The sequence below is a fragment of the Mesorhizobium sp. WSM4836 genome (assembly GCF_055811815.1).
On record NZ_JBVVQF010000018.1, the window covers coordinates 1 to 21686 of the forward strand.

A 21686-nucleotide genomic window follows, 5' to 3' on the forward strand; every position below is an offset into this window, starting at 1 on the left:
ATCCTCGCAAACGCTCTCCTCAAGGCGCAGAGAAAATGGGCCCCTAAAACCCCTTGATCAAAACGGATACTTTAGGCTACGGCATGCTAAAACAAAGACTTACCGCGTATCCCTGAATCACTTTGTTCGCGATACGCCATGGAGAAGGCCCCGATGCATATGCCGGCCACTCAATCTTCCAGCGAAATCGCGTATAACGGTTCCATGAAGATTCTCGTCATAGAAGACGATCGCGAGGCAGCCGACTACCTGCAGAAGGCGTTCGCCGAGGCTGGCCATACCGCCCATGTCGCGGGCGACGGCGAAACCGGCTTCGCGCTCGCCGATTCCGGCGACTATGATGTCATGGTCGTCGACCGCCTGATGCCGCGCCGCGACGGCCTGTCCGTCATTGCCGGGCTCAGGTCCAGAGGCAACACGACGCCCGTGCTGATCCTGTCGGCGCTCGGCGAAGTCGACGACCGGGTCACTGGTCTGCGCGCCGGCGGCGACGACTATCTGACCAAGCCCTACGCCTTTTCCGAACTGCTCGCCCGCGTCGAGGTGCTGAACCGCCGCGCCAGCGCCAGGGAGGCCGAAACCGTCTACCGGGTCGGCGATCTCGAACTCGACCGGCTGTCGCATTCGGTGCGGCGCGCCGGGCGCGAGATAACGCTGCAGCCGCGCGAGTTCCGCCTGCTCGAATATTTGATGCGCCACGCCGGCCAGGTGGTGACACGCACCATGCTGCTCGAGAACGTCTGGGACTACCATTTCGATCCGCAGACCAACGTTATCGACGTTCATATCTCGCGGCTGCGGGGCAAGATCGAGAAGGGCTTCGACAAGCCAATCCTGCACACGGTTCGCGGCGCCGGCTATATGCTGAAAAGCGGCTAGAACCCCATGGCTCTTTCCGTGCCGGCCATCATGAAGACGACGGCAGCGCGGCTTTCGGCGCTTTATCTTCTACTTTTTGCGCTGTGCGCGGTGCTGCTGGTCTTGTACATGACCTCGCTCTCGGCGCGCATGCTGACCGCCCAGACGCAGGAGACGATCAATGACGAGGTACTCGGCCTTGCCCGCGCCTATCAGCGCGGCGGCCTGCCGGTGCTGGTCCGCGTCGTCGAGCAGCGCTCCCGCCAGCCCGGCGCCAACCTCTATCTGATCGCCGATGTCAACGGCCAGATCCTGACCGGCAACGTGCAGAGCCTGGAGCCGGGCGTGATCGAGGCAGAGGGCTGGACCACCGAACCGTTCTCCTACCGCCGCTTCGGCGAGGGCGAGCTCGAGCGGCAGCGCAACCCGGTCTCCGACCCGAACGAGCCCGCCCAGAGCGAAGTCCAGGCCGAAGGCGAGAAAGGTCACAACGCCATTGCCCTGGTGCTGCGCCTGCCCAACCAGATGATCATGCTGGTCGGCCGCGACCTCGGCGAGCCGGAGCGCTTCCGCGCCGTCATTCGCCGCGCCTTGATGCTGGCGCTCGGCATGATGGGCGTCGGCGGGCTGCTGATCTGGTTCTTCGTCGGGCGCGCGGCGCTGAAGCGCATCGACAGCGTGTCGGAGGCGAGCCGCCGCATTATGGGCGGCGATCTTTCCGGCCGGCTGCCGGTCACCGGCGCCGGCGACGAGTTCGACCGGCTGTCGGAAAACCTCAATTCCATGCTGGCCAGGATCGCCACTCTCAATGAGGGCCTGAGGCAGGTCTCCGACAATATCGCCCACGACTTGAAGACGCCGCTGACCAGGCTGCGCAATCGCGCCGAGGCGACGCTTTCCGGCAAGCACAACACCAGCGACTACCGACAGGCGCTGGAAGGAACGATCGCCGAATCCGATCAGCTGATAAAAACCTTCAACGCCATCCTGATGATCTCGCGGCTGGAGGCCGGCTATTCCTCCGAAAGCACCACCAGGGTTGATCTAGCCGCTGCCGTGCACGACGTCGTCGAACTCTACGAGCCGGTGGCGGAGGAGGCGGGCGTGTCGCTCGAAACTTCGGTGCAAGATTCGTTCGCCGTCAATGGCAATCGCGAGCTGATCGGCCAGGCGCTGTCCAACATCGTCGACAACGCGATCAAATATTCGACCGACTCGACCTCCAGGCCTACGGTTCGCGTGACGCTGGAGCGTGTCGGTAGCGAGATCAGGCTCGCCGTCTCCGACAACGGCCAGGGCATTCCCGACGATGTCGACCGCGCCAGGGTGACCGAGCGTTTCGTGCGGCTGGAAAAGAGCCGCTCGCAGCCGGGTTCCGGCCTTGGCTTGAGCCTCGCCAAGGCGATCATGACGTTCCACAATGGACGGCTTGAGCTTCTGCCCGGCAATCCCGGATTGTCGGTCGTCATGAGTTTTCCCGGGCGGGAGGATCGCTGATGGTGGCGAGGATGGCAGTGCGACGCCTGGAAACGGCCTGGCTGTTGAAGCCCGCGCTAAAGCTCGTTCCGCTGGATGCAGGCCGCGCCAGGCAGGAATTATCGGAGATCGCCGACGCCGCTCGTCAAAAAGAACTGCCGCGACTGGCGAAATTCTTGGCAGGCAAAGGGGTCGTCCAGGATTTCCTCGCAGCCGTGTTCGACCTGTCGCCGTTCCTGCGCGATACCGCGCGCCGCCGGCCACGGATACTCGATGCGCTTTTTGACGAGACGGTCGGGACGCGGCTGTCATCGATCGGCGCCGCGGTTGACAAGGCAGCACGCGCAGAGGCCGTCTCCGAAAGCAGCCTGATGATGGAGCTGCGTCAATTGAAGGCGGAGGCGCATTTCCTGATCGCCTTGGCCGATCTCGCCGGCGAGGCCGAGACCTCGCTGACGGTACGGCGACTGAGCGAGCTTGCCGAGGCCTGCACGCGTGCGGCCGTCGATTTCCTGCTCCGCGACGCGCATGAGCAAGGCAAGCTCAGATTGCCGGATCCCAAAAATCCGGCGCGACGCTCGGGCTGGATCCTGCTCGGCATGGGCAAGCTCGGCGCGCATGAGTTGAACTTCTCCTCCGACATCGACCTCGTCGTCTTCTTCGACCCCGATGCGCCAGCCGTCGTCGATCCGCTCGATGCCACAGAGCTGTTTTCGCGCCTGACGCGCCGGCTGGTCCGTATCCTCCAGGACCGCACCGAGCACGGTTACGTCTTCCGCACCGATCTCAGGCTTCGTCCCGACCCCGGCTCGACGCCGCTGGCGATCCCGGTCGAGGCGGCGCTGCGCTACTACGAGGCGCGCGGCCAGAACTGGGAGCGCGCCGCCATGATCAAGGCGCGCCCGGTGGCCGGCGATGTTGCCGCCGGCGCCGCGTTCCTGAAGGAACTGCAGCCCTATATCTGGCGCAAATATATGGACTATGCGGCGATTGCTGACGTCCATTCGATCAAGCGCCAGATCCACGCCCACAAGGGCCATGGCGAGGTCGCGGTCAAGGGCCACAACGTCAAGCTCGGCCGCGGCGGCATCCGCGAGATCGAGTTCTTCGTCCAGACCCAGCAGCTCATCGCCGGCGGCCGCTTTGCCGAACTGCGCGGCCGCGAGACCGTTCCGATGCTCGGCGAACTCGCTGCGCGCGGCTGGATCACCGCCGACGCGCGCGATGCGCTCGCCAGGCAATACTGGTTCCTGCGCCGGGTCGAACACGCCATCCAGATGGTTGCCGACGAGCAGACGCATATCCTGCCGGAGGACGAGGAGGGGCTGGAGCGCATCGCCCGCATGCTGGGCTTTTTCGATGCGGCAGGCTTTGCCGAAGCGTTCCGCGCCGCACTCCACCAGATCGAGCGCCACTATGCAGCGCTGTTTGAGACCGCGCCGGAGCTTTCGGCCGGCATCGGCAATCTGGTCTTTACCGGCGACGTCGACGATCCCGACACCTTGCAGACCCTGCAGCGGCTCGGCTTCCAGCGGCCGAGCGACATCTGCCGGGTTATCCGCGGCTGGCACTTCGGCCGCTACCGTGTCACCCGGTCGGCGGAAGCGCGCGAGCGGCTGACCGAACTGACGCCGGCGCTGCTGCAAGCCTTCGGCCAGACGCGGCGGGCGGACGAGGCGGTGATCCGCTTCGACGAATTCCTTGCCGGCCTGCCTGCCGGCATCCAGCTGTTTTCGCTGCTGCAGTCGAATCCGGCGTTGCTGAAGCTGATGGCGACGATCATGGGCGCGGCACCGCGGCTGGCCGCCATCATCACGCGCCGGCCGCATGTCTTCGATGGCTTGCTCGATCCGGCGCTGCTGAGCGAACTGCCCAACCGCGCCTATCTGTCGGCGCGCCTTGCCGCCTTTCTCGAAGGCGACAGGGCCTATGAGGACGTGCTCGACCGGCTGCGCATCTTTGCTTCGGAGCAAAAATTCCTGATCGGCGTCAGGCTGCTTGCCGGGTCGATCGATCCGCCGCGCGCTGGCCGCGCCTTTTCCGATCTCGCCGACCTGACCATCGAGGCGGCGTTGCAGGCGGTGACGGCGGAATTCGCGTTGCGTCATGGCTATATTGCGGGCGGCAGGGTCGCACTGCTCGGCATGGGCAAGCTCGGCAGCCGCGAATTGACGGCGGGTTCCGACGTCGACCTCATCCTGCTCTACGATCACGACGCCGACGCCGAGGAGTCCGATGGCGACAAGCCGCTTGCCCCGTCGCATTACTACAGCCGGCTGACGCAGCGGCTGATCGCCGCCGTTTCCGCGCCGACAGCCGAGGGCGTGCTCTACGAGCTCGACCTTCGCCTGCGGCCGTCCGGTAACAAGGGGCCGGTGGCCACGCATGTCGATGCGTTCAAAAAGTATCAGCGCCAGGACGCCTGGACGTGGGAGCACATGGCGCTGGCGCGGGCCCGCACGATCGGCGGCGATGCCGAGCTCTGCCGCGAGGTCGAAGGGGAAGTTGCCGCAGTGCTCGCTCTGCCGCGCGATCCAGCCAAGGTGATGGCCGAGGCATCCGAGATGCGCGCCATGGTCGACAAGGAGAAGCCGCCGCGCGATCCCTGGGACATCAAGCTGATCCCGGGCGGCCTCATCGATCTCGAATTCATTGCCCAGGTTGCGCTGATCACGGGAAAGATCGAGGCAGGCCGCAGGGTCACCGGCACGGCGGAGATCCTGTCGCGCCTGGCGCCGGATTTCGCCGGCGCCCAGGTCAGGCAGGAATTGGTGGATGCCTATTCGCTCTATCTGGCGCTGACCCAGATGATACGGCTTTGCCTCATCGGCGCGTTCGAACGCGACGATGTTCCGCCAGGGCTTTCGGATCTGCTTCTGGCGGTCACCGACGTGCCGGATTTCGGGGTGCTCGAAGCGCATCTCAAGGAGACGTCGCAGAAGGTCAGAAAGAATTTTGACCTTCTGCTTCGTGCGAAACAACCGTGACAGCAACCAGCCGTACGGGCGAGAGCATCGGACCCAAAATTGCGAACCTGTTTTTGGCAGGTCCCGATGTTCAATCAAAGAGATAGAGCGGGGGATTGAAGGTCCGCCGCTCTAGCATCGGGGGTGACGATGCAACAGGAGAAGACCATGAGAAAGACAACCAGACTTGCACTCGTTTTCGCAGCCCTGGCCGGCGCCGTCGGCACCGCTGCCTATGCAGACGAGCACTCCGGTGCCGGGCCGCGCGACGGCATGATGATGCGACTCGGCAAGGTCATGAAGGACAATGACGGCACCATCACCTTCGACCAATTCTCCGACGCCATGAACGCACGGCTGAAGAAGATGGTCCCCGACAATGGCGGCAAGCTGACCGTGGCACAGCTCGCCGACGCACTGGAGAAGGCCCGCTTCGAGCAGATGGCCAGGCGCATCATCGCCCGTTACGACACCAAGGGCGACGGCACGCTGACTGCCGACGATATCACCAGTCGTCAGAAGAAGGTCTTCGCCATGCTCGACCGCGACAATGACGGTAAGATCGAGAAGAACGAACTGCCGAAGGGTCCCGGCCGTCACCACCAATGGGATGGCGAGGGTAATGACGGCGCTGACGGCATGCAGTGAGAATTGACAACCGCTCCGGCGGCGCGAGCCGCCGGAGACTTAGTTTGCGGTTTCAGGCGGCCGCCCTGACCGCCATCGCGGCTTTCTTGATCGGGATGCGTACCGAGACGATCGTGCCGATGCTTTCGGTCGAACGGATCTTCAATGCGCCACCCTGAAGCTCGGCCAGCGAGCGCGAGATGGCGAGGCCGAGGCCGGAGCCGGCATGGCTCTTGGAGAATTGGTTTTGCACCTGTTCGAATGGCCGCCCGAGCTTGCTCAGCGCCGCCTTCGGGATGCCGCAGCCATTGTCCTCGATCGTCAGGATCAGCGCGCTGGAAATGCTGCGGGCTCTGACCGAGATGTGGCCGCCTTGCCCGGTGAACTTCACTGCATTGGACAGAAGGTTGATGAGGATCTGCTTGATCGCCCTGCGGTCGGCGAACAGCGTCAGCGAATCGGCGATACGAGTTTCGACCGTGATCGATTTTTGCGCCGCCTGCAGCGAGACGACGCGAACCGTCTCCCTGATCAACGGACAAAGATCGATTTCCTCCTGATCCAGCGAGAACTGGCCGGCTTCGATCTTCGACATGTCCAGGATGTCGTTGATTACACCGAGCAGATATTTGCCGCTGCCGTTGATGTCGGTGGCATACTCTTCGTAGCGCGGCGAACCCAGCGGCCCGAACAAAGCCTGTTCCATCAGTTCAGAAAAGCCGATGATCGCGTTGAGCGGGGTACGCAACTCGTGCGACATGTTGGCCAGAAATTCGGATTTGGCCCGGTTTGCCGCTTCGGCCCGTTCGGTTTCCTTCATGTATTCGCGGTTGAGCTCGACAAGTTCGCGGGCGCGTTCTTCCTCCGCCCGACGGGCGAGGCTGAGGTCATGAATCGTCGCCATCAGCCGGCGCTCGCTATCGACGAGTTTCTCCTGGTGCAATTTGATCTGGGTGATGTCGGAGCCGACCGAGACAGTGCCGCCGTCCCTTGTCCGCAACTCGTTCACCTGCAGCCAGCGGCCGTCGGCAAGCTGCCGCTCGAAGGTCACGCCCCCCTGCGGTCCGTTGGTATTGGCAAGCCGCCGCTCCGAGGCGAAGGCCAGCATGCGTTCTTCCAGCACGGCGCGCGGAGCGCCCAGCATCACGTCGCGATCCGACAGGCCGTTGTCCTGCTGGTATTTGGAATTGCACATGATCAGGCGCTCGGACGAATCCCACAGCACGAAGGATTCGTTGATGTTTTCGATGGCCGTCCTCAGGCGCAGGTCCGCCGCTTCGGATCGCAGCGCCAGGTGCCGCTGCTCGGTGACGTCGACGGCGATGCCGATCAGCTGGATCTCCGGCGCTTCCGGGTCGATAACCTGTGCTCTTGCGCGCATCCAAACCCACTGCCCGTCGGCATGGCGCATCCGGAACACCTGGTCGATATGGTCGATCTCGCGTGCGACGATCCTGTTGGCGAGTTCGAACAGATCGCCGTCCTCGGGATGAATGATTTCGTCGACTTCGCCGAACGACAGCATCGTGTCGCAAGGCTCGTAGCCCAGCATGTCGTACATCGAGCGCGACCAGTACATCTTGCCGCGCACCATGTCCCAGTCCCACAGGCCGCAGCGGCCGCGCACCAGCGCCATGTCGATGCGCTGGTGGGCTTCGAGATAGATGCGGTCGGCGGCCTGCGCACGCGCCGCCTGGCTGAAATAGGCGTAGAGGATGATGATCAGCACGCCGGCCGTCAAAACGAAGAGCGTGACGTTGAGCGAGACCGTCTTGCGCCAGGCGTCAAAAACTGCCTCCTGCGGCACGAAGGCTGCCGCGGCACCCCTTTGGCCATTCGCCAGGCTCACTGCCGCGTACCAGTCCTCTCCGCCGATGCTGACCTCCATCACCCCGGCGCGGTCGCCGAACATGAACAGCGGCTGGCCGCCCTGCACGACGCCATCGAGCGATCGCCCCTCCCAGTGCATCGACTGCGGCGATACGGCAATGATCTTGAAGGCGCTGTCGGTGATCGCCAGTACATGGCTTCGGCCCATCGCGCCCTGACGACCGGTGCTCTCCAGCAGGTCCTGGATCGGGCCGGGCGCGGAAACGGTCGCGTCGGCAGCGATCGAACTGGCCAGTTGGCCGGCGGCAAGCGCGAGGATCGCCTTGGCGTCGCGCTCGATCTCGTCGCGCTCGTTCATCAGCGACAGAAAGCGCAGTACTGCAATGATCAATAGAAACATGATGATGAGGGCCGGTATCGATCGCCGCAATAGCGGCTCGGCCGCCAGCAGCCGTCGGTAGGCAGGTTCGGCGATGAACCGCGTATTGCCTGCGAGACCGTCGCTTCGCGCCTCGCGCCGCTCAAAAGCCGTCCCACCGGGCGCGCCCCACGCGTCCGCCTTTGCCATAAATGGCACTCCCCGATTTCTGTCCCGCTTGACGATCCGGCGACGCCGCACTTCCGAATCGTCACTAAAGAATCAAAGGTGATTCGCCTTGTCCAGAGGCGCGGTGAAAAAAGATTAAAAATCGACTAAAATAACTGGTTTTCGGGTGGGATGGCGTTGTGGTGATGAGCTGGCGAGTTGTCAGGCCAGGGTGCGCTCGACGATGTCTCGCAAATCGGCGGACAGCTTCTCGGTATTGGCAATTGAAAGCAACGCCTCCCTTGCCTTGGCCTGCCGCAGCGGTTCGAGCGAGCGCCACGACCTGAGCGCCGTCGCCAGCCTGGCGGCCACCTGCGGGTTGCGTTTTTCGACCTGCAGCACCGTTTCGACGAAAAGCCGGTAGCCCTCGCCGTCGGCGCGATGGAAGCCGGTCTGGTTGGCGCTGGAAAACGTACCGATGAGCGCGCGTACCCGGTTCGGGTTGGCCATCGAGAACGCTGGGTGGCCAGTCAAGGCGCGCACCGCGTCGACGGTTTGCGGGCCGGGCACACTGGCCTGGATCTGGAACCATTTGTCCATGACCAGCGGATCGGTTAAATACTTCGCCTCGAAATCGGCCAGTGCCTCGGTCGCCTCCGGTGAGCCGCGGTGACGGTGCGCAAGCACGGTCAACGCCGCGGCACGATCCGTCATGTTGGTCGCCGATTGGAAGTGCCTGGCAGCGAGTTCCGCGCCTCCCGGCAGCAAGCAGAAATAATCCAGCAGGACATTGCGTAGCGCCCGCCGCCCGGCACTGGCCGCGTCAGGGCTGAACGGGCCATTGTCGGCGAGCCGATCGTAAAACTTGGAGAATATTTCGCTGTTGGCCTCGGCGATCGCAACCGCCAGCGCCTCGCGCGCCGCAAAAATGGCGTCGGGGTCAATGTTCCTGCCGATGTCGCGAGCAATATCGGCCTCGCCGGGCAGCGCCAGCGCCAGTGCCCGATAGGCGGGTTCAAGTGCTTCGTCGCCGGCTATCTTGCCGGCGAGCTCGGTCAGCCGGGCACTGAACTCGGGTTGCCTGTGGTCCAGGATCTGGCGGAAGGCTGCAATCAGCGCATCGGTCAAAAGCGTGTTGAACGCCTGCCAGCGCGAGAAGGCGTCGCTGTCGTGGCCGGCCAGAAAAAACTGGTCGTCCGGCCGCTGCTCGACCGAAAGCGTCACCGGCGCCGAAAAGCCGCGGTTGAGCGACATGGCCGGCCGCTCGGCAATCCCGGAAAACCTGACGACATGGCGGCGTTTGCGGATATGGATGACGCCGTCCTCGACATTCGCCCCTTCGACGCCGCTATGGGCTATCGCCTCGCCGCCGGCGCCGACCAGACCGAAGGCAAGCGGAATGTGCATCAGCCGCTTGCGGCTTTCCGACGGCGTTGGTGGCACCGACTGCTCGATCTCGAGCGTGAATTCCCGCGCCGCCGGATCATACGCCGAACTGACGGTCAGGTTCGGCGTACCGGCCTGATGATACCACAGCGAAAACTGCGACAGGTCGCGACCTGAGACGTCTTCGAACACCTTGATGAAGTCTTCGATCGTCGCCGCCTGGCCGTCGTGACGTTCGAAGTAGAGGTCCATGCCGGCGCGGAACGTCTCGGCGCCAAGGATAGTGTGGATCATGCGCACGACTTCCGAGCCCTTTTCGTAGACCGTCGCCGTGTAGAAATTGTTGATCTCGCGGTAGCGGCGCGGCCGCACCGGATGCGCCAGCGGCCCTTGATCCTCGGGAAACTGATGGGCGCGCAGCGTACGAACCTCGGCTATGCGCTTGACGGCACGCGAGCGCTGATCGGCCGAGAATTCGTGGTCGCGGAAAACGGTCAGCCCTTCCTTCAGGCAAAGCTGGAACCAGTCGCGGCAAGTGATTCTGTTGCCTGTCCAATTGTGAAAGTACTCATGCGCGATGATGGCCTCGATATTGGCGAAATCGGCGTCGGTCGCGGTTTCCTGGTCGGCCAGAACGTACTTGTCGTTGAAGATGTTGAGACCCTTGTTCTCCATTGCGCCCATGTTGAAGTCCGACACGGCGACGATGTTGAAGACATCGAGGTCGTATTCGCGGCCGAATGCCTCCTCGTCCCATTTCATCGACCGTTTCAAAGCGTCCATCGCGTAGCCGGCGAGCCTCTCCTTGCCCGGTTCGACATAGATTCCGAGCTCGACCTTGCGGCCGGACAGGGTAACGAAGCTGTCCGAGATCTTGCCGAGGTCGCCCGCCACCAGCGCAAACAAATAGGACGGCTTGGGAAAGGGGTCGTGCCAGACAGCATAGTGCCAGCCGTCGGCAAGCTCGCCGCCGCCGGCCGGGTTGCCGTTGGACAAAAGCAGCGGCGCCTCATGGCGCTGAGCTTCGATGCGCACCGTATAGACCGACAGGATGTCGGGGCGGTCGAGGAAATAAGTGATGCGGCGAAAGCCTTCGGCCTCGCATTGCGTGCAATAGACGTCGCTGGAGCGATAGAGGCCCATCAGCGCTTCGTTCCGCGCCGGCGCCAGCACGGTTTCGATTCTCAGTTGGAAGCGGCTTGTGGCAGGTGGGCTGATGATTGTCAGTTGATCGGGCGTGGCGAGAAAATCCGCAGGGCTCGGTTCCTGGCCGTCGATGGCGATGCTGCGCAGCGTCAGCCCGTCCCCATCAAGCACCAGCGGCACCGACGCCGCAATCCCGTCGCGGCGTTCGACCGTCAGCACGGCGGTGACATGCGTTGCTTCAGGCGAAAGGCGGAAAGTCAGGCTGGTTTCCGGAATGAGATAATCACTGGGGCGATAGTCTTCGAGCTTGAAGACCTGGCCGGTATCGGTGCGCATTCCTTGATTTTTCCTGTCGATCCGGGAGCGGCGGGTCCGCTGGTCCAAATAATTTGAAGTCTGCGCTCTTTACACGAAACACTCCCTCGACAAAACTGCAGCGACGTCTATTTCAGGCGATCATTTCCCAAGCATCATCGCGAGGCTTCCATGACCGTCGTCACGCCGAAATTCGGGATGAGCGCCTCCGTGTTGCGTCGCGAGGATCAGGCCTTCATCAAAGGCGCCGGGGAGGCGGGTACGATCGGGTCGACGCCTGCCGCGCTCAATGCGGTGACTGACGCGCTCTGCCGCGCTTACGGCATCAGGCATATCGACATGCCGGCAACGCCGGCGCTCATCTGGGCGGCGATCGAGGAAGCAAAAGGGGCGTGACAGCCAGACCGGATTTGCCAGCGCTTGCAGCCGGCGACCTTGCCGGCGAGCACAGCACGCTGACCGGGATCTTGCTCAAGATCGTCTCGGTGGCCGTCTTCGTCGGCATGTCGTCCTGCATCAAGGCGGCGGGCACCGTGCCGGCGGGCCAGATCGTCTTCTTCCGCTCCTTCTTTGCCATCTTTCCGATCATCGCCTTCCTCGCCTTCCAGGGAAAACTCGGAACCGCCTTTTCGACAAAGCGCCCGCTCAACCACATTGCGCGCGGCGTCGTCGGTGTCTGTGCCATGGGGCTCGGCTTCTTCGCGCTGACGCGGTTGCCGCTGCCGGAGGCGATCACGCTGAACTACGCGCAGCCGCTGCTGGTCGTGGTGTTCAGTTCGATCTTCCTCGGCGAAGCCATCCGCATCTATCGCTGGAGTGCGGTTGCCGTCGGCTTGGTCGGGGTGCTGATCATCTCATGGCCGGAACTGACGCTGCTCGGTTCGGGCGCTGCCCTTGGCGATCAGGAGGTGCTCGGCGTCATCGCGGCCCTCATAGCCGCGGCGATCTCGGCCATCGCCATGCTCCTGGTTCGCAACCTCGTCCAGAGCGAGCGGACGGCGACCATCGTGCTGTGGTTTTCGGTAACCGCGAGCGTCATGGCGCTGCTTTCGCTGCCATTCGGCTGGCAGGCGCTGACGCCAGCGCAGGCGGGGCTTCTGATTGCCGCGGGTTTTTGCGGCGGGCTCGGCCAGATCCTGATGACCTCGGCCTATCGCCATGCCGAGGCTTCCGTCGTGGCACCCTTCGAATACACTTCGATGATCCTCGGTGTCGTCGTCGGCTATCTGGTCTTTGGCGACGTCGCCACGATCAACATGCTGGTCGGCGGCATGATCGTGGTTGCGGCGGGAATTTTCATCATCTGGCGCGAGCGCCAGCTGGGTCTCGAACGCACCCGCACCCGCAAGGCCGTCGCGCCGGAAGGGTGATCAGCCCTTCGCTGTGTCGGTCCGCTCTTTCGCCAGCCGCATCAGCACCGCCCGCGTCTGCTCGTCGGCGGGGAAAAAAGATTCGATCGCCAGCTCCGACAGCGTCACGTCGACCGGCGTGCCGAACACGGTGATGGTGCTGATGAACGACAGCACCGTGTCGCCATGGGCAAGCTTGAGCGGATGGACGATCGCGTTCGGCTCGACCGGCGCCGCCCGGCTGCCTTTGAGGCCGGACGGATAGGCCCGAAGCTCGCGCTCGAGCTCGACCAGCACCGGATCGGCGGTAGCGTCGTTCTGCTGTTTCAGCCGCTCCAGAAGATGTGTGCGCCATTCAGCAAGGTTGACGATGCGCGGCGCGATGCCACCGGGATGCAGACTGAGGCGCAACACGTTGACCGGCGGTTTCAGCAGGGAGGCATCGGCGACATTGGCCAGGAACGGACCGATGGCGGCGTTCGCCGACACCAGGTTCCAATGCCAGTCGACGGCGAGCGCCGGGAACGGCTCGTGCGCCTTTAGCACGGTCTCGACCGCAGCCATCGCCGGTGCCATCGAGGCATCGTCAAGTGGCCGTTCGCTGAAGCTCGGGGCGAAGCCGGCGGCCAGCAGAAGCTGGTTGCGCTGCCTGAGCGGGATCGAAAGCTGTTCTGCCAGATGCAGCACCATATCACGCGAGGGTGCGGCGCGGCCGCTTTCCACGAAACTCAGATGCCGCTGCGAGATCTCGGCCTCCATAGCAAGGTCGAGCTGGCTCATGCGCCGGCGTGTACGCCATTCGCGAATAAGGCTGCCGGCGGAGGTCTGGGCTGCTGTCATGACCGCAGCCTATGCCCGCAGCGATCGCATTTCTATTACCTGCGAGGTTATTGCGCTTCGTCTCCACCGCTTTGGCGGGCGAGGAAGCGCCGGCTGTCAGCTAAGTGACGCCAGCTTCGCCTTCACTTCGAGGAAATCCCGCCACGCCAGCTTCTTATGCGCCGTCGTTCTCAACAAATAGGCCGGATGCAGGGTCGGCATGGCGGGAATGGCGACGCCAGACGGCGTGGTGTGGACGCGCCAGTTGCCGCGCAGCCGCAATATGCCGTCGGAGGTGTTGAGCAGGGTCTTTGCCGACGGGCCGCCGAGGTTGACCAGCACCTTCGGATTGACCAGTTCGATCTGCCGCTCGATGAACGGCCGGCAGATCTCGGTCTCGTGCGGCGTCGGCGTGCGGTTGCCCGGCGGCCGCCAGGGAATCACGTTGGCGATGTAGGCAGATGTCCGGTCAAGGCCGATCGCGGCCAGCATGCGGTCGAGCAGTCGGCCCGAGCGGCCGACGAAGGGCAGCCCCTCTAAATCTTCGTCGCGGCCCGGCGCTTCGCCGACCAGCATCACCGCGGCAGTCGGATTGCCGTCCGCGAACACCAGGTTCTTGGCGGTGAATTTAAGATTACAGCCGTCGAATGCCGCCATGTGGTGGCGAAGCTCGTCGAGGCTTGCTGCCGATCTCGCCAGTTGCCGCGCCAACGCCGATTGCGCCTCGTCGGGCACCGTTGACATAGCCGGGGATGTTCGCACTGCCGGTGCCGTATTCGGTCTCTCGCCCATTTCGGCGCGCGACACGCTCGTCGAGCGTTGCGGCGCCGCATTTTCACCGGCCGGCATAGCGGCCGCCGCAGGCACCCGCTCCGGCAGCCTGGCCTCCGCAAACCTGTTTACCGGCTGTTCTTCAAGTGCTTCATCGACGCCGGCGCTGGCGTAGAAGGCCAGCAGCTCGGCGAGATCGGCTCGGTTATTGCGGGGGGCGGCATTCATGGTTTCACATTCGGTCGGGGAGCTTGAATTTGCAAGTTCAGCTCGACGGTATGCGCGGATCCTGCACCAGATAGAACGTCCAGCGCGGCGTGTAGTCGGTGATCAGGAAATAGAAACTCGCGGTCTTCAGCGGATCAATCTTGCCGTTCTTGAACAGCAGGCGGTCATAGGGTTCGAAATTGCGGTCGAAATCGGCGTAGCTGGTCGACCAGATATTTTCAGGCGTCTTGTTGCGCTGGTCGAACGACAGCCCGTCGCCGAACACGCTCGGCTGATCGAGGATCTCCTGAAGTTCGAACTGGAATTCGACCCAGGCCTGGCCGCTATTGTTGAGCACGTCGATCCGCATGTACATTAACCCATTGGCGAAGTCTCCCGCCTTGCCGAACGGCTGGATCGGCTTTGTCGTGCGAATGGCCAGCGTTACCGGTGTCGCTGAATTCAGCTCTTCGGTGACGACCAGCGGATCCTCCTTCGTGCCGATTCCGGAAGCCCCGGTGATGCGGAAGCCGCCGCGCTCGTCGGAAAAGGAATAGGCGCCGGTCGCCCAGACCAGTTGCTGGCCGGCATGGGCATCGGCGCCCGCCAGAGGCAGAAGCGCCAAGAGCGCCGCTCGGCAAATCCGGCCGGGCGTGAAAAAAAAGCGCGTTGATGAAAAGCCAGCCGGCCCGAATATGCGCATGGCGGGAAGTATGGCCGATAAGCAAGCCGTCGAACAATTAAAAACATCGGTGCGACATATCTGTGCAAACAGCATAGGATTGAAGATTGATGCTCGCCACCACGAATCTGTGCGACAGGACGCGACTTTTTGACGAAATCGGTATTGTCAGTCCGCGCCGGTTTCCCGTCGCTATTTGATGCGCTATGCAGCCCGTGAGCCAGCAAGATGCCGGGAATAGCGAGCCAGTGAGGGGTCGATGAGCGATATCGAACGCGAAAGCATGGAATTCGACGTGGTCATCGTCGGCGCCGGCCCGGCCGGCCTTGCCGCCGCGATCCGTCTCAAGCAGGTCAATCCCGAGCTTTCCGTCGTCGTGCTGGAAAAGGGTGGCGAAGTCGGCGCGCATATTCTGTCCGGCGCCGTCGTCGATCCGATCGGCATCGACCGGCTGCTGCCCGGCTGGCGCGAGGAGGAGGGTCATCCCTTCAGGACACCGGTCACCGACGACCATTTCCTGGCTCTCGGCCCCGCCGGTTCGTTCCGTCTGCCCAATATCCTGATGCCGCCGCTGATGAACAATCACGGCAACTACATCGTCTCGCTCGGCAATGTCTGCCGCTGGCTGGCGACAAAGGCCGAAGCGTTGGGCGTCGAGATCTATCCGGGCTTCGCCGCTGCCGGCTTGCTGTACAATGAGGCCGGTGCGGTGACTGGCGTCGTCACCGGCGACATGGGCGTCGAGAAGGACGGCACGCATGGTCCGGGCTTTGCGCCGGGCATGGCGCTGATGGGCAAATATGTCTTGATCGGCGAGGGCGCGCGCGGCTCGCTCGCCAAGCAGCTGATCGCCAAATACCACCTTTCCGACGGTCGTGAGCCAGGAAAATACGGCATCGGCCTCAAGGAACTCTGGCAGGTCAAACCGGAAAACCACCGGCCGGGCCTTGTCCAGCATTCCTTCGGCTGGCCGCTCGATATGAAGACCGGCGGCGGCTCCTTCCTCTACCATCTCGAGGACAACCAGGTGGCAGTCGGCTTCGTCGTTCACCTGAATTACAAGAACCCCTACCTGTCGCCCTTTGACGAGTTCCAGCGCTTCAAGACCCATCCGGCCATCCGCGGGACGTTCGAGGGTGCCAAGCGGCTGGGCTATGGTGCCCGCGCCATCACCGAAGGCGGCTGGCAGTCGGTGCCGAAACTGTCCTTCCCCGGCGGTGCGCTGATCGGCTGCTCGGCCGGCTTCGTCAACGTGCCGCGCATCAAGGGCTCGCACAATGCCGTGCTCTCCGGAATGCTGGCGGCCGAGCATGTCTGTGATGCGATAGCCGCCGGCCGCGCCAATGACGAGCTGGCCTCATACGAGGCCGCCTGGCGCGCCACCGATATCGGCAAGGACCTGAAGAAAGTGCGCAACGTCAAACCGCTATGGTCGCGCTTCGGCACCATTGTCGGCGTCGGCCTTGGCGGCCTCGACATGTGGCTGAACACGCTGTTCGGCTTCTCGCCCTTCGGCACGATGAAGCATGGCAGGGCCGACTACGCCACGCTGGAACCGGCCGCCGCGCACCAGAAGATCGCCTACCCCAAGCCGGACGGGGTGCTGACCTTCGACCGGCTGTCGTCGGTGTTCCTGTCCAATACCAACCACGAGGAGAACGAGCCGGTGCATCTGCTCGTCGCCGACATGGACCTGCAGAAGCGCTCCGAGCATGACGTCTATGCGGGGCCCTCGACGCGTTACTGCCCGGCAAGCGTCTACGAATGGGTCGACAAGGACGGCAATGCCGCCGCCGATCCTGCCGCCAAGGATGTGCGCTTCGTCATCAACGCGCAGAACTGCGTGCACTGCAAGACTTGCGATATCAAAGACCCCAACCAGAACATAAATTGGGTGCCGCCACAGGGCGGCGAGGGCCCAGTCTACCAGAACATGTAAGTCACAAGGTTTGTTCCGGACCAAACAAGATGAGGAGCAGCGCAACCGTAGGATTGTTGAATAAACCGCCTGCCTGTGTTTCCTTTCTCTGGCGACAGGGAGGAAGGAAAATGCGCCTGGCAGTTCTGACGAGCGTTGTGGCCATCGGGGCGTTGTGCGCCCCTGCAGCCTTGGCCGGCACTAAGGTGCTGGTCAAGACACGAACTTACAACATTGCCGGAACCACCGGCGCGGCCCTGATCGAGGCCATGGATCGCAGTGGGCCGAAGCACGGCTTCATGACCCACGCCATCGCGCAGACCGGCTACAGCGTCGATGATTGGACCTTCGATGCCCATCGGGAAAACGGCGTCTGCCGCCTGCGCCAGGCCAACGGGACGCTCAACCTCTTCTATACCTATCCCCAACTAGTCTCAGCCACATCGCCTGCGCTGCAGAAGCGCTGGAAGCGGTTCTTCGCTGGCGTCCGCGCCCATGAAGAGACCCATGGCCGCATCGCCAGACAGATGATGCGGGCCAGCGAAAAGTCGGTTCGGGGGCTGACAGTCGGTGATGACCCGCAATGTTTCGAGGCACGTCGCGAGGCGAAGCGCCGGATCAATGCCATCTATGCCGAATATGAAGCAAAGCAGAAGGCCTTCGACGCGCGCGAGCATCGCGATGGCGGCCCTGTCGAGCACCTCATCCGCGCTTTCGTGGGCCAATAATAAGCCAGGTCGAGATTGGAACTGCGGATTTTCAGCTTCGCGTCCGGCCAGGCTGCGCCGCAAGCGCGGTCGCCGTCTGGTGCTCGTCGAGCGGTTTTTGTTCATCCGACCGTAGCGAAAACTCCACCAGCACCGGCAGATGGTCCGAGCCGGTGTCTTCCAGCTTCGACGCCGAACGGATGATGATAGCGCCCTTGCTGAAAACCTGGTCGATCGGCAGTCCGGCGAAGCGCAGGAAATCCGGCAGCCTTCTGTAGAGCCAGGTCGGCCCGACCGACGGCATTACAGTCAGCTTGCCAAGCGATGCGACGCGCCGGACGGCGGCGCTCCATGGCGCTGCGTTGCAGTCGCCTGCCAGGATTGACGTCTCGCCAAGCGAGGCGATTTCGTCAGACAATCCGCCGATCTGCCGTGATTGGTTGTGCGGCCATGGCCAGGTGAGGTGGATGGCGGCGACATCGACGTCGGTTCCGCTGAAATCGACAGTGGCGATCGCCATCGCGCCGCGGCTGTCGCAGTGCGGCTCCCTGCCTATGGCAAACGGTCGTCTGGACAGCAGCGCAACGCCGAACACGCCATTGGGATAGGGACAGAGGATCCGGTGGGGATAGGCGCCGGACAGCAGTCCAAGCTTTGCCTTCCACATTTCGGACACCTCGTCGAGGGTGATCACATCAGGCTGGGTCCGGCCGATCAGCGACAGCACCTTCTCAGGCGTTGGATTGTTGAATCTGAGGTTCATCTGCAGCAGGCGGTAGACCGCCCCGCCACCGGGGTTGGCTTCGTAGGCGGCCTGCACCTGCCATAGCCGCGAAAGCGACAAGGCGTTCGACGTGGTGGCAAACGCGGCCACCGCAAACAGCAATGCGGCCGCAGCCTGCAGGCGAAACGAGGTGGCGAACAACGGCAGCGCGCAAAGCGCCATCAGCACCGAAAAATGGACGCGGAAATGAGCAAAGGAATCGAGGGCCGGATGCAGCGATCCGAAGAACCCGGCCACCAGCGCGGCCGAGAGTGCAAGCGTTGCGACGAATGCCAGTGCAACCGTCATGTCCCGAACACGTGCCATCGCTTTGTCTATCGGCAGAAATGCGGCTCAATCAAGATGACGAAATGTCCTGACCTGGACCGACACATGGGATTCGGCATTTACTGGAAGGCGGTTTCCGAGAAGCTCCTGAGCTTGCGCGAATGCAGCCGCTCCATCGGCATTTCAGCCAGCTTCTCCATCGCCCTGATGCCGATGGTCAGGTGCTGCGCTACTTGCCGCTTGTAGAACTCGGTTGCCATGCCCGGCAACTTCAATTCGCCATGCAGCGGCTTGTCGGATACGCAAAGCAGCGTGCCATAGGGCACCCGGAAGCGGAAGCCGTTTGCTGCGATCGTCGCCGATTCCATATCGAGCGCGATCGCCCGCGACTGCGACAGCCGCTGCACCGGCCCGCGCTGGTCGCGCAGCTCCCAATTGCGGTTGTCGATAGTGGCGACGGTGCCGGTACGCATGATCCGCTTGAGGTCGTAGCCGGAAAGCCCGGTGACCTCGGCCACCGCTTCCTGCAGCGCCACCTGGATTTCGGCTAGCGGCGGGATCGGCACCCAGACCGGAAGATCGTCGTCGAGGACATGGTCTTCCCGCACATAGGCATGCGCCAGCACATAATCCCCCAGCGCCTGCGTGTTGCGCAGGCCGGCGCAATGGCCGAGCATCACCCACGCATGCGGCCGGAGCACCGCGATGTGGTCGGTGATCGTCTTGGCGTTGGAAGGGCCAACGCCGATATTGACCATGGTGATGCCGCCATGGTTCGGCTTCTTCAGATGATAGGCCGGCATCTGCGGCAGGCGAGGCGGCGCAGCACCCTCACCGGGCGCGCTGTCCCCGACTTTGGTCACGATATTGCCCGGCTCGACGAACTCGACATATCCGTCACCGCCATTGGCCATTAATTCGCGTGCGCGGGCGACGAACTCGTCGATGTAGAACTGGTAGTTGGTGAACAGCACGAAATTCTGGAAATGCTGAGGACTGGTCGCCGTATAATGCGACATCCGATGCAGTGAATAGTCGATGCGCTGCGCGGTGAACGGCGCCAGCGGTCTTGCTTCGCCCAATGCCACTTCGAACGTGCCGTTGGCGATCTGGTCGTCGGTGCCGTCGAGATCCGGCACGTCGAACAGGTCACGGATCGGCCGTTTGATGCGCTCCGCAGCGGCGCCGTCGATATGCGTGCCTTCTAGAAAGGCGAAATGCAGCGGGACGGGAGTGGTCGATTCCGAAACCGTGACGGGAACGCCGTGGTTGCGCATGATCAGCCGAAGCTGTTCGGTGAGATAGCTCTCGAAAAGGGCAGGCTGGGTGATGGTGGTTGAGAAATGCCCCGGCGTCGGCATATGGCCATAGGCCTGCCTCGAGTCAATTTGGGTGAACGAACTCGTGGTGACGCCGATCTCCGGATAGAAGGCCCGGTAGCGCTTGTTGTTGTCACCGCCCGCGGCGAGAGCGGTAAATGAATTGCGCAGGAACTTGGTATTGCGGTCGTAAAGCACCTGCAAGGCGGCGACCGCCTTCTTGGCATCGTCGAAGCTCTGTCGGCTAAACGGCTCCGGCGTAACGACAGATTCAATGGCTCGGGGATAGATTCGCTTTTCCATGACCCAATATAGAGAGTTGGGTGCGCCGTTGGGAGGGGGTAAGGCGGTCTCAGGACGCGCTGTGGCCGTTTTTCTTTCCGGCGGCCTAATTAGCCGCGCCGCAAGCTGACCAGCAGCACAAAGCCGACGCCGGACTTCCTCAGCGCAGGCGCCTCGATGGTCGAACCGGCATCGGTGCGCATCGTCGGCACGGCCAGGACCGGGGCCGCCAGAAGCATCAGGATGAGCGCAGTCCGCGGCAGAAGCCGAAGGGTCTTGACGACATTGGCTGTGAGGCGGGTCATGGCGTGGGTTTCAATATCTCGTGTCGGGTTCAGTGGCGAAGCTGGTTCGGGCAACCGAGCCGGCAGGAAATGGCAAGGTCCCAGGCGCGGGCCGGGCGGCCGGCTTCGGCGACAAGGACGGCGAACAACATGCCGAACAGGCTCATCAGCAGGCAGACGATGGTGAAGCGGCGGGCAAGCATTGCGCGGTGTCTCCTTCAACACGCATGACAATGCCTTGCCCCGGCTGAACCGGCTCTGATAGCGCCGTTCATCTGGGGTTCAAAATGGGTGATGATCTCTGAGAGGGCCGCCTTGAAAGCAGGGACCTAGGGCGACACCGTGGCTGCGAGGCCGATAACACGAAAACGGGGCCGACTGCCCGCTCACTACGGCAGGAGAGGCACGATCAGAGCTTGTGCCAGGTCTGGCTCTTGCAGATCAGCCCGCCAAACACGCAGCCGCTCATCTTGAGTGAACTGCCGGAAAGCGAAGCCTTGCCTGAATAGGTCTTGTCGGTTTCCGGGTCGGTTATGGTGCCCGCATATTTGTTGTCGCCGGCCACCTTCAGCGAACCGATTTGCTTGCCGGCAAATTTGCCGGATTTGAGCGTGATCGAAAATGCCCCGCCGCCACCCGAAATGGCGGCGATCGATCCGGCTTGCGTTTTCCAATTGCCTTCGATCGGATCGGCCCATGCCGCGCCGGTCATCATTATTGCGGCCGCGAGGCCAGGCTCACTCGAAACATATCTTTCCTCCCTCAGGCAAGCCCAATCGGGCTCCGTCCCGGCTGTCTGCCGCCCCTTACGCAAACGTAAGCTAGTCCAGCTCCCGGAAAAACAAAAGCAGTGCCGCGACGGAAGGGGTTGTGGGTTTTTGCCCGCTCCCGAACGGCCGCGCCGGCGAAAAATGAAACGGGCCGCACAACGTCTTTGTCTTCTGTGGTTAGCGGAGTCTTGATCCGCGCCTTGCAAGTTTTCTTCAAATTTTATGCAAACCGGCGCGATTGCTGGCTTTGTATCCTTAACGAATTTTCGCGTTTACCTCTTGTTTTAGCTTTCTTTTCCTCAAATTAAGCACGCCATTTAACGACGGATTCAAGCCTCCGCGGCATTCTCGAAAGCATCGAAAGAGCGGCCGCCCCCGAAGGTAATCAAGGACACCG

At 62.9% G+C, this 21686-nt stretch carries 19 protein-coding genes; 9 read left to right on the top strand and 10 right to left on the bottom strand.

The window, feature by feature from the left end:
• Positions 1-204: 204 nt before the first annotated feature.
• The 4 genes from AC0L2P_RS20460 (at position 205) to AC0L2P_RS20475 (ending at position 5948) form a co-directional block, all read left to right on the top strand.
• A complete protein-coding gene (locus AC0L2P_RS20460; protein WP_473503435.1) occupies positions 205-879 on the top strand; it encodes a response regulator transcription factor in 675 nt (224 codons plus the stop codon).
• Between the two features lie 6 nt (positions 880-885).
• Positions 886-2355: a sensor histidine kinase gene (locus tag AC0L2P_RS20465; RefSeq protein WP_473503437.1), complete on the top strand. Its 1470-nt coding sequence runs from the start codon at positions 886-888 to the stop codon at positions 2353-2355.
• On the top strand, positions 2355-5321 hold the full coding sequence (locus tag AC0L2P_RS20470) for a bifunctional [glutamine synthetase] adenylyltransferase/[glutamine synthetase]-adenylyl-L-tyrosine phosphorylase (RefSeq protein ID WP_473503439.1): 2967 nt from the start codon (positions 2355-2357) through the stop codon (positions 5319-5321). Before AC0L2P_RS20465 ends, AC0L2P_RS20470 begins: the two co-directional genes overlap by 1 nt.
• 147 nt (positions 5322-5468) lie before the next feature.
• Positions 5469-5948, top strand: coding sequence for an EF-hand domain-containing protein (locus AC0L2P_RS20475; protein ID WP_473503441.1), 480 nt, complete (start codon positions 5469-5471; stop codon positions 5946-5948).
• Positions 5949-6000: 52 nt separating this feature from the next.
• On the opposite strand, the gene AC0L2P_RS20480 is transcribed toward AC0L2P_RS20475, so the two are convergent.
• Positions 6001-8325 carry a PAS domain-containing sensor histidine kinase gene (locus tag AC0L2P_RS20480; protein ID WP_473503443.1) on the bottom strand — a complete coding sequence of 775 codons (2325 nt, stop codon included), beginning with the start codon at positions 8323-8325 and terminating at the stop codon, positions 6001-6003.
• 180 nt (positions 8326-8505) lie between these two features.
• A complete protein-coding gene (pepN, locus tag AC0L2P_RS20485) occupies positions 8506-11151 on the bottom strand; it encodes an aminopeptidase N (protein WP_473503445.1) in 2646 nt (881 codons plus the stop codon).
• 150 nt (positions 11152-11301) lie between these two features.
• Between pepN and AC0L2P_RS20490 the strand changes: the two genes are divergently transcribed.
• Both AC0L2P_RS20490 and AC0L2P_RS20495 read left to right on the top strand, forming a co-directional pair.
• On the top strand, positions 11302-11526 hold the full coding sequence (locus AC0L2P_RS20490) for a hypothetical protein (RefSeq protein WP_473503694.1): 225 nt from the start codon (positions 11302-11304) through the stop codon (positions 11524-11526).
• A complete protein-coding gene (locus AC0L2P_RS20495; protein ID WP_473503447.1) occupies positions 11523-12500 on the top strand; it encodes a DMT family transporter in 978 nt (325 codons plus the stop codon). Before AC0L2P_RS20490 ends, AC0L2P_RS20495 begins: the two co-directional genes overlap by 4 nt.
• Here the strand turns inward: AC0L2P_RS20495 and AC0L2P_RS20500 are convergent, their stop codons facing one another.
• From AC0L2P_RS20500 to AC0L2P_RS20510, 3 genes are all read right to left on the bottom strand, one after another.
• Complete coding sequence (locus tag AC0L2P_RS20500) at positions 12501-13319, bottom strand: helix-turn-helix domain-containing protein (protein WP_473503449.1); 819 nt, start codon at positions 13317-13319, stop codon at positions 12501-12503. It abuts the gene before it with no gap.
• A gap of 96 nt (positions 13320-13415) precedes the next feature.
• Complete coding sequence (locus AC0L2P_RS20505; protein ID WP_473503451.1) at positions 13416-14297, bottom strand: uracil-DNA glycosylase; 882 nt, start codon at positions 14295-14297, stop codon at positions 13416-13418.
• 37 nt (positions 14298-14334) lie between these two features.
• Positions 14335-14979, bottom strand: a complete 645-nt coding sequence (locus tag AC0L2P_RS20510; protein WP_473503452.1) for a hypothetical protein — start codon at positions 14977-14979, stop codon at positions 14335-14337.
• Here AC0L2P_RS20510 and AC0L2P_RS20515 point away from each other — a divergent pair.
• The 3 genes from AC0L2P_RS20515 to AC0L2P_RS20525 all read left to right on the top strand — a co-directional run bounded on the left by AC0L2P_RS20515 (position 14930) and on the right by AC0L2P_RS20525 (position 17604).
• Entirely contained in the window at positions 14930-15112 is a 183-nt protein-coding gene (locus AC0L2P_RS20515; RefSeq protein ID WP_473503696.1) for a hypothetical protein, read from the top strand. The genes AC0L2P_RS20510 and AC0L2P_RS20515 overlap by 50 nt on opposite strands.
• Positions 15113-15217: 105 nt before the next feature.
• Positions 15218-16897, top strand: a complete 1680-nt coding sequence (locus AC0L2P_RS20520; RefSeq protein ID WP_473503454.1) for an electron transfer flavoprotein-ubiquinone oxidoreductase — start codon at positions 15218-15220, stop codon at positions 16895-16897.
• A 110-nt stretch (positions 16898-17007) separates the two neighbouring features.
• Positions 17008-17604 (top strand): DUF922 domain-containing protein, encoded by a 597-nt coding sequence (locus tag AC0L2P_RS20525; protein WP_473503684.1) that lies wholly within the window; start codon positions 17008-17010, stop codon positions 17602-17604.
• 31 nt (positions 17605-17635) lie between these two features.
• Here the strand turns inward: AC0L2P_RS20525 and AC0L2P_RS20530 are convergent, their stop codons facing one another.
• The 5 genes from AC0L2P_RS20530 to AC0L2P_RS20550 form a co-directional block, all read right to left on the bottom strand.
• Positions 17636-18655 carry an endonuclease/exonuclease/phosphatase family protein gene (locus AC0L2P_RS20530; protein ID WP_473503456.1) on the bottom strand — a complete coding sequence of 340 codons (1020 nt, stop codon included), beginning with the start codon at positions 18653-18655 and terminating at the stop codon, positions 17636-17638.
• Positions 18656-18753: 98 nt separating this feature from the next.
• Complete coding sequence (locus AC0L2P_RS20535; protein WP_473503458.1) at positions 18754-20256, bottom strand: AMP nucleosidase; 1503 nt, start codon at positions 20254-20256, stop codon at positions 18754-18756.
• Positions 20257-20345: 89 nt separating this feature from the next.
• Entirely contained in the window at positions 20346-20540 is a 195-nt protein-coding gene (locus tag AC0L2P_RS20540) for a hypothetical protein (protein ID WP_473503459.1), read from the bottom strand.
• A 29-nt stretch (positions 20541-20569) separates the two neighbouring features.
• Positions 20570-20722, bottom strand: a complete 153-nt coding sequence (locus AC0L2P_RS20545; protein WP_473503461.1) for a hypothetical protein — start codon at positions 20720-20722, stop codon at positions 20570-20572.
• A 206-nt stretch (positions 20723-20928) separates the two neighbouring features.
• Positions 20929-21231, bottom strand: a complete 303-nt coding sequence (locus AC0L2P_RS20550) for a DUF2147 domain-containing protein (protein ID WP_473503463.1) — start codon at positions 21229-21231, stop codon at positions 20929-20931.
• Positions 21232-21686 lie beyond the last annotated feature (455 nt).

Excerpts from the sequence above, each read along its gene's own strand:
- AC0L2P_RS20460 (WP_473503435.1), top strand. The coding sequence starts at position 205 with ATGAAGATTCTCGTCATAGAAGACGATCGCGAGGCAGCCGACTACCTG.
- AC0L2P_RS20465 (WP_473503437.1), top strand. The coding sequence starts at position 886 with ATGGCTCTTTCCGTGCCGGCCATCATGAAGACGACGGCAGCGCGGCTT.
- AC0L2P_RS20470 (WP_473503439.1), top strand. The coding sequence starts at position 2,355 with ATGGTGGCGAGGATGGCAGTGCGACGCCTGGAAACGGCCTGGCTGTTG.
- AC0L2P_RS20475 (WP_473503441.1), top strand. The coding sequence starts at position 5,469 with ATGAGAAAGACAACCAGACTTGCACTCGTTTTCGCAGCCCTGGCCGGC.
- AC0L2P_RS20480 (WP_473503443.1), bottom strand. The coding sequence starts at position 8,325 with ATGGCAAAGGCGGACGCGTGGGGCGCGCCCGGTGGGACGGCTTTTGAG.
- pepN (WP_473503445.1), bottom strand. The coding sequence starts at position 11,151 with ATGCGCACCGATACCGGCCAGGTCTTCAAGCTCGAAGACTATCGCCCC.
- AC0L2P_RS20490 (WP_473503694.1), top strand. The coding sequence starts at position 11,302 with ATGACCGTCGTCACGCCGAAATTCGGGATGAGCGCCTCCGTGTTGCGT.
- AC0L2P_RS20500 (WP_473503449.1), bottom strand. The coding sequence starts at position 13,319 with ATGACAGCAGCCCAGACCTCCGCCGGCAGCCTTATTCGCGAATGGCGT.
- AC0L2P_RS20505 (WP_473503451.1), bottom strand. The coding sequence starts at position 14,297 with ATGAATGCCGCCCCCCGCAATAACCGAGCCGATCTCGCCGAGCTGCTG.
- AC0L2P_RS20510 (WP_473503452.1), bottom strand. The coding sequence starts at position 14,979 with ATGCGCATATTCGGGCCGGCTGGCTTTTCATCAACGCGCTTTTTTTTC.
- AC0L2P_RS20520 (WP_473503454.1), top strand. The coding sequence starts at position 15,218 with ATGAGCGATATCGAACGCGAAAGCATGGAATTCGACGTGGTCATCGTC.
- AC0L2P_RS20525 (WP_473503684.1), top strand. The coding sequence starts at position 17,008 with ATGCGCCTGGCAGTTCTGACGAGCGTTGTGGCCATCGGGGCGTTGTGC.
- AC0L2P_RS20530 (WP_473503456.1), bottom strand. The coding sequence starts at position 18,655 with ATGACGGTTGCACTGGCATTCGTCGCAACGCTTGCACTCTCGGCCGCG.
- AC0L2P_RS20535 (WP_473503458.1), bottom strand. The coding sequence starts at position 20,256 with ATGGAAAAGCGAATCTATCCCCGAGCCATTGAATCTGTCGTTACGCCG.
- AC0L2P_RS20540 (WP_473503459.1), bottom strand. The coding sequence starts at position 20,540 with ATGACCCGCCTCACAGCCAATGTCGTCAAGACCCTTCGGCTTCTGCCG.
- AC0L2P_RS20545 (WP_473503461.1), bottom strand. The coding sequence starts at position 20,722 with ATGCTTGCCCGCCGCTTCACCATCGTCTGCCTGCTGATGAGCCTGTTC.
- AC0L2P_RS20550 (WP_473503463.1), bottom strand. The coding sequence starts at position 21,231 with ATGACCGGCGCGGCATGGGCCGATCCGATCGAAGGCAATTGGAAAACG.